Consider the following 7,745-nt stretch of genomic DNA (forward strand, 5'->3'; position numbering starts at 1 on the left):
AAATCAAGCATAATTTGCTGTCTAATTATTTAATACAGCAACTCAAACGCCCAAGTATTCCTATGTGCTTGGTTTAATTGAAATTGTCCCGTGGCGCGGCTCCCTCCGCTCCCTATTTGTGCCAGTTGCGTAAGTCCTGAACTAGAAGTAATTGAAGAAAATAAAGATAAACAAGGTAATGTGATTTCTGTTAAAGTTAAAGCTACTCGGTATTTAGAAAGTGATGTAGCTTGGATTAAACGAATTTTAACCGATGCCATTGGCAATAAAAGTAATATTTTGGTATTTAATGATGAAGCCCATCATGCTTATAGAATTGTCCCAGATCAAAAGGACAATGATGGGGAAGATGAAGCGGTTGAATATGAAGATAAAGAAGCCACTATTTGGGTTGAAGGTTTAGACCGTATTCATAAATATCGGGGGATTAATTTTTGTGTAGATTTATCTGCTACACCTTATTATCTCAAATCCGCTCGCCAAGATGGTAATAAACCATTTCCATGGGTAGTCAGTGATTTTAGTTTAATGGATGCTATTGAGTCCGGCCTAGTTAAAATTCCTCAATTACCCATTAGAGATACTACAGGAGCAGAAGTTTCAGATTTAGCATATTTCAACATCTGGAAATGGATTATGCAAAAAATAACCACATCAGAACGTGAGAAGAAAGGCGCAGATCCTAAAGCCGAAGCAGTTTTAAAATATGCTCAACATCCTATGGCAATTTTAGCGGGACAATGGGAAGAAATACGCCAAGAATGGGCAGAAAGTGACGACCCTAGACCCCCTGTCTTTATTATTGTTTGCAAAAATACTAAAATAGCTAAGTGTATTTATGAATGGATAGCAGAGAATCAACAACCCGTTAACGTTTCACCCTGTAGGATTGAATCTTTAAGGAATACAGATACACAAATTAATACAATTCGTGTTGATTCTAAGGTGGTTGAAGAACTAGACTCTGGTAATACCAAATCTGATGAATCTAAATGGATGCGGTTTACCTTAGATACCATTGGTAAAATAGCATGGCCAAAGGACAGTCAAGGTAGAAACATTTATCCAGAAAATTTCCCAGAATTAGCTACTAAATTAAACCGTCCTCTACATCCGCCAGGTCGTGATATTCGTTGCATCATCTCAGTAGGTATGCTCACGGAAGGATGGGATACTAACACAGTAACTCATGTGATTGGGATTCGTCCTTTTATGTCCCAACTTCTCTGTGAACAAGTAGTTGGGAGAGCATTAAGAAGACGTAACTATGATTTAACTGAGGATAACAAATTCGCTGAAGAAACAGCAAAAATATTTGGCGTCCCCTTTGAAGTCATTCCTTTTAAAGAAAACCCATTAGGCGCAAAGCGAAAACCAGAAAAACGTCACCACGTTTATGCAATAGCTAGTAAGTCACAGTACAGAATCGAATTTCCTAAAGTCAAAGGTTACACCCAAGCTATTCGCAATCAGGTAACTGTAGATTGGGATGTAATCGCCAAGCTGGAAATTAACCCATTTAAGATAGCGCCAGAAGTACAAGTTAAAGCCAATATTCCCAACAATCAAGGGAGATCAAGTTTAACCGGACCAGGGAAACTTCAAGGTATGAACCTCAACCCATACCGCAAAGATAAAAGGTTACAAGAATTAGTCTTTGATTTAGCTAGAGATTTAAGTGTAACCTACGCCAAGTCAGATAAATGTGAAGCTCCTCCCCATATACTATTTCCCCAATTACGGAGAATTTGCGATCGCTACATATCGGAAAAAGTAGAACTGGTTCCCCCAGCAGATAAATTAGATGTTTTTGTTTCTCCTTACTATGGTTGGTTAATAGAGAAATTAACAGAAGCTATTCATCCCGACACCACAGCAGGGGAAGCTCCGGAGGTTCCAATTTATGAAGCACATCGGGGGAATGGTTCAACAGATGATGTTAACTTCTGGACAAGTAAACCAGTGCGAGAGGTAATTAACTCTCATATTAACTATGTTGTTGCAGATACTTGGCAATGGGAACAAACAGCAGCATATATTATCGATACCCATCCCGCTGTAGGGGCTTTTGTCAAAAACGCCAGCTTAGGCTTTGCAATTCCCTATTTTGATAATGGAGAAGACCACGATTATATTCCCGACTTCATCATCAGGTTTAAAACACCAACATTGAGTTATTTTATTCTGGAAACAAAAGGATGGGACCCACTGCGAGATGTTAAGAAAGCAGCAGCGATGAGATGGTGTCATGCTGTTAATGCCGATGGTAAATATGGTTATTGGCAGTATGCTATGACTGGATTAAACAATGTAAAACAGTTGATTGATGAAGCTGTTGCAAATGTATCTGCACAAGCTAGCTAAGATGTATTTTCTTTTTAGAGAACAGGGAACGGGGAACGGGGGGTAAAACAATATTTGATACACTGAATATAAGATGTTATCTGCGATACCACTGCTTTAATTTACAGGGGTGTGGGTGATCAGGTTAACAAAGTTTTATCAAGAAAATGTTGCATTTTATCCTAGAAGAGTTACTATTAATATAGTGCAAGGAGTGGTACCAATTCGCTCAAGGTTTGTTCCAAGTAATCCTGGAAATGCTCGGCTTACAGTAGCATTGCAGTCTTTTAGTTAGGTATCAAACAAGTCGAATGGTATTAACTTTGACAAAAAGGCAACTGCTAGCAGTTGCCTTTTTGTGTGTAAAAAATTTAGGCAAAACTTTCCTGGTCCCTTGTCAGTTAGCCTTGGTCTCCAGTATTTTAAACTGATATAAAAACTATGACTGGTAAATTAATTATATTTGAAGGAGTAGAAGGCTGCGGCAAAACTAGCCAGATGCAGCTTTGCGCCCAATGGTTGGAGAGTCTGGGTATTCCTGTACTCATGACTCGTGAACCGGGGGGAACCGAGTTAGGCCTACATCTGCGCCGGATTTTACTCAAAAACCCAGAAAATCTACCCATCTCTCAGGTAACTGAATTATTATTATATGCCGCCGATCGCTCCCAACACGTTGCACAAGAACTTAAACCACATCTAGCAGCAGGAAAATATATACTGTGCGATCGCTACACCCACTCTACCACTGCCTACCAAGGTTATGGTCGGGGTTTAAACATCAACTTAATTAATCAACTCAACCATATTGCCACAGATGGTTTAGTAAGTGACTTAACCATCTGGCTAGATGTTGATGTGGAAGTGGGACTAGCTCGTAAACAAGCAGCAACGGGGGGACTAGACCGCATTGAGCAAGAAACAATAGCCTTTCATCAGCGTGTTCAGCAAGGATACGCAGATTTAGCCGCACTCTATCCCTCTGAAATTGTCCGGGTAGATGGTAGTTTAACCCCAGAAGCAGTGCAACAAGTAATTCAGAAAATATTACACCAAAGGCTGCAACTGTTAAATTGCACTTAACAAGGCTGTAACTGTGTTAATAAAAGGACAATTTCATCTATGGATTGGCGGACAACTCTAGCCGGTTGTTCATAATGATTGACAATAATACTAAAAGCCAAAGGCTGATAATTCGGACTATTCACATATCCTGATAGGGACACCACCCCAGTCATTGTACCTGTTTTTGCCTGGACAATTCCCACAGCGGGAGTGTCCCGCAGGCGATTTCTTAAAGTACCGCTCACCCCCGCTACAGGTAGGGAAGCGCGAAATATTCCTGCTAGTGGTGATTTGTCCATGGCCTGTAAAGTCTGCACCAAGGCTTGGGGACTAATTAAGTTTTTGCGCGATAATCCAGAAGCATCTACTAGTATATAACTACTAGGGTCTACTCCTAACTGAGTTAAACTATTCTTGACAACTGTTAAACCTGCATCGGCCGTAGTTTGATTATTTTCTCCCGGTTGTTTAATTGCTAAAGACCTGAGTAACGCTTCAGCATACAAGTTATTACTATTGACATTTGTCTCTATTAATAGTTCAGACAAGGGGGGAGACTCCACTGCTGCTAGTTCCTTTTGGTTTTGACTACCAGTACCGTGAGATATATCTTGTACAAAAATTCCTTCCTTAACCAAAGTCTGGCGGAAGTGACGCAGGAAATGCTCGACGGGATTAAAAACTGCGATCGCCCTGATGTTAGGGGTGGAATTTACAGCCATCTGTCCTTGAATGTGCAATACTGGACCGTGTAAGCTGCGGCTGACTCTGAGAAATCCCGATTCATTTTTTTGAGTAGTCACAGAATTATTTTCTACTCGCCACATAAATGCATCCGCTGGTTCATTCCACTTCAGTTGTAATGGTTTACCGACGGTTTGGGGCGAAACTTGAAATACAGAAGCATTTTGATTGAGAATTAAACTGCTGACTGGTGCGCCATAATCAGCTGCTAAGTCTTCCCATTCCCAACTGGGATTGACAATATCCCCTTGAAAATAACTATCATCAGCAATCAACTGGTTGACTTGAGTAATACCCTGCTGGCGTAACTGCTGGGCTAATTTCTGCAACTGCGGAATCTTTAAACTGGGGTCTCCCCTACCGAAGACACGCAAAACACCCTCCCCATCTTGATAAACGGAGGTACGAATACGAAAATTACCACCTAACTCTTGTAATGCGGCCGCTGTTATCAGTAATTTGGTGTTGGAGGCCGGGGTAAAGTATTTCTCACCATCTCGCTGATAAAGTGTTTGTTGATCAGCCATATTTTTCACGATAATTCCCCACCGCACCCGGCTAAATTCAGGCCTGTTGGTTATGGTTTCTACCTCTGACTGGAGTTGGGTAGAACAAATTGTTTTCCCCGTGGGTGTGGTTGGTGCTTGTATCTGTGCTGTCGCTGTTTGGGGGGTGATGGCAATTTGGCTACTCAGAAATAACAGCAGCAAGCCAATGGTAATTTTTTTAGACATAAATGTAATTTGTAATTCTTAAGTTTCTGTGACAAAAAAGCAGAGGATTGGTTCCTCTGCGTATAAATACCGTTAATTTTCCCTTTCCCCTAATATTAGGTTATCTGGATCGTCAAACCTCTGTAGTGCAGTCCTGCTCCTTATAATTTGGTTCCACATTCGGAGCAAAAATTATGAGTGGGGTGATTTGTTGTCCCGCAATTGCTACAAGTAATTGGTTCTACTCTGGCTTTGGCTGGTTGCATAGGTAAACCAATCATTTGAGCGTTGCTTTTCCCAGGAGCTACCATGGGGTAGCAGTTTTCATCTTTGGTGACTTGGACATCAACCACCACCGGGCCATCATGTGCCAGCATTTCGGCGATCGCATCTTTTAATTGATCACGACTACGAATTACCATGCCCTTAATCCCATAGGCTTTTGTCAAATACTCAATATCCGGCATTCCTACTTCCATATTAGAGCATGAGTAGCGCTCACCATAAAAGGCTTGTTGCCACTGGCGCACCATTCCCTGCCAACCGTTATTTAAAATAACTGTCTTGACATTAATCCCGTATTGTGCTAGCGTCCCCAGTTCTTGTAAACACATCTGAAAACTAGCATCACCACTAATACAGATAACTTCCTCATCTGGAAATGCGACCTTTGCACCCATAGCCGCAGGGACTCCAAAACCCATAGTTCCCAACCCCGCGCTAGAAATCCAGCGTCTGGGTCCATTCTTGAGGAATTGCGCCGCCCACATTTGATGTTGACCTACATCTGTAGTGTAAAAAGCGTTGGGGGCTTGGCGACCAACTTCTACAATTACCTCTTGAGGAGAAAGGCTGTCGGGATACTGAGGTACTTGTAAGGGGTAGTCTTGTCGCCAACGGTTAATTAAATTTAACCATTCTTGGTTTTTATGTGGTATTTGCTTGATTCCCCCTTCCTGACAGCGACGCAACAGGTCTACCAACACATGGCGCACATCCCCCACGATTGGCACTTCCGGGACTCTATTTTTACCTACTTCTGCCGGGTCGATGTCGATGTGAATTACTTTGGCATGGGAAGCAAATTCATCCAACTTACCTGTAACACGGTCGTCAAATCTAGCACCAACGCAGATTAATAAATCGCAATCTGTCACTGCAAAGTTAGCGTAAGCTGTACCGTGCATCCCTAACATTCCCACAGACAGGGGATGATGTTCATCGAATGCACCGATACCCATTAAGGTTGTAGTCACCGGGATATTAAATAGTTCGGCTAGTTCCTTAACTTCTGCGTGTGCGTTAGATGCGATCGCCCCACCACCCACATATAATAAAGGGCGGTGACTGTTACGAATTAACTGAATTGCGGCGTTGATTTGTCTGGGATTCCCCTTAACCGTAGGACGATAGCCGCGTAATTTCAGACTTCCCGGTTCCACTGGTACATAGTCACATTCTTCTAAAGCCACATCTTTAGGCACATCAATCAAAACAGGACCCGGTCGTCCCGTGCTAGCGATGTGGAACGCTTCCGCCACAATTCGCGCCATGTTTTTCGGGTCACGCACTACATAGGAGTGTTTGACTATTGGTAGGGTAATTCCATAAATATCGGTTTCTTGAAATGCATCCGTACCAATAGCAGCCCGTGGCACTTGTCCTGTAACTACAATCATGGGAATCGAGTCCATATAGGCTGTAGCAATGCCTGTGACTAAATTCGTTGCCCCAGGTCCAGAAGTGCCAAAGCATACTCCCACCTTTCCAGTAGCACGGGCATAGCCATCGGCAGCGTGGGCGGCACCTTGTTCGTGTCGTACTAAAATGTGCTTAATAGCACCAGTGGATTCTACTTTGTAAAGGTCATCGTAAATTGGGAGGATTGCCCCACCAGGATAACCAAAAATGTATTCAACTTCATGGCGCAAAAGACTGTCAAGCAGTGCAAAACCACCAGTTACACGCTTGGGCGCGACGACTGGCGATTGACCAGACTGATTGTGATTTTCGGTTTGTGGGAGACTAGTTAAGGATGGCAAGCGCACGGTCACGGTCAAACCTCAGACGATAGCTAAGTTAACGCGTAAATTCTGTATTTAGTATTCCATTTTAATGTAAAACTTGAATTTAAACTGTCCAGAAAAAGATAAAGTTTGACATATAGCAAGAATTCCTGACATTAAACCACCGGTGAACACCACTTTTAACTAAAAATATCATAAAATATCATAGCCATATATTACCCATGTCCTTTGACAATCTCTGCAAGCTACTATCAGAAAAACACCCCCAAAGGTTCGCCAGTTGGGTATTAGGGACACCGCAAGGGGATGTCACAATTCTCAAAACCGAATTAAGCATAGAACCCATCCGCGCCGATTATGTCACCTTTTTACAACTGCAAGGCAGGATTCTACATTTAGAATTTCAAACCAAATTAGAATCCACACCACCCCTACCACTGCGAATGTTAGACTATTGGGTAAGGTTGTATCGCTTGTATCGTTTACCAGTGACACAAGTAGTAGTATTACTGCTTCCTCCCCTGGATGAGGGAGAAATCACTACAGCCTTTAACGTGGAAACTACCCGTCATGAATATCGTCTAATTCGGATGTGGGAACAAAACCCAGAAATCTTTCTCCAAGACCCTGCATTGTTACCACTAGCACCATTAACAGCGACCACCCAACCCCAAACCTTGCTGACAGAAATTGTCTCACGAATTAACGCACTGGAGACAACCCAGCGCCCTGAAATTTCGGCTTACACCCAAATTTTAGCCGGGTTAAAATTTAAGAAGGATTTAATTAGAAGACTATTTCGGGAGGGTATGATGCGGGAGTCAGTAATTTACCAAGAAATTCTCGAAGAAGG

The 7,745-nt window shown here is 42.4% G+C and carries 5 protein-coding genes; 3 read left to right on the plus strand and 2 right to left on the minus strand.

Translation table 11 applies throughout. The features are described 5' to 3' along the window. Positions 1-90: 90 nt before the first annotated feature. Positions 91-2,364 (plus strand): DEAD/DEAH box helicase, encoded by a 2,274-nt coding sequence (locus tag PN457_RS09295; protein WP_271732853.1) that lies wholly within the window; start codon positions 91-93, stop codon positions 2,362-2,364. Between the two features lie 420 nt (positions 2,365-2,784). Continuing rightward, positions 2,785-3,426, plus strand: a complete 642-nt coding sequence (gene tmk, locus PN457_RS09300; RefSeq protein WP_271732855.1) for a dTMP kinase — start codon at positions 2,785-2,787, stop codon at positions 3,424-3,426. Here the strand turns inward: tmk and dacB are convergent. Next, a complete protein-coding gene (gene dacB / locus PN457_RS09305; protein WP_271732857.1) occupies positions 3,423-4,886 on the minus strand; it encodes a D-alanyl-D-alanine carboxypeptidase/D-alanyl-D-alanine endopeptidase in 1,464 nt (487 codons plus the stop codon). The genes tmk and dacB overlap by 4 nt on opposite strands. A 140-nt stretch (positions 4,887-5,026) precedes the next feature. Beyond that, positions 5,027-6,919 (minus strand): biosynthetic-type acetolactate synthase large subunit, encoded by a 1,893-nt coding sequence (gene ilvB, locus PN457_RS09310; RefSeq protein WP_271732859.1) that lies wholly within the window; start codon positions 6,917-6,919, stop codon positions 5,027-5,029. 194 nt (positions 6,920-7,113) lie between these two features. On the opposite strand from ilvB, the gene PN457_RS09315 reads away from it, so the two are divergent. Then, a partial coding sequence (locus tag PN457_RS09315) for an Rpn family recombination-promoting nuclease/putative transposase (RefSeq protein ID WP_271732861.1) occupies positions 7,114-7,745 on the plus strand: 632 nt, incomplete at its 3' end.

This window comes from Anabaenopsis arnoldii (genome assembly GCF_028331025.1).
GTDB classification, from domain to species: domain Bacteria; phylum Cyanobacteriota; class Cyanobacteriia; order Cyanobacteriales; family Nostocaceae; genus Anabaenopsis; species Anabaenopsis arnoldii.

Excerpts from the sequence above, each read along its gene's own strand:
- dacB (WP_271732857.1), bottom strand. The coding sequence starts at position 4,886 with ATGTCTAAAAAAATTACCATTGGCTTGCTGCTGTTATTTCTGAGTAGC.
- tmk (WP_271732855.1), top strand. The coding sequence starts at position 2,785 with ATGACTGGTAAATTAATTATATTTGAAGGAGTAGAAGGCTGCGGCAAA.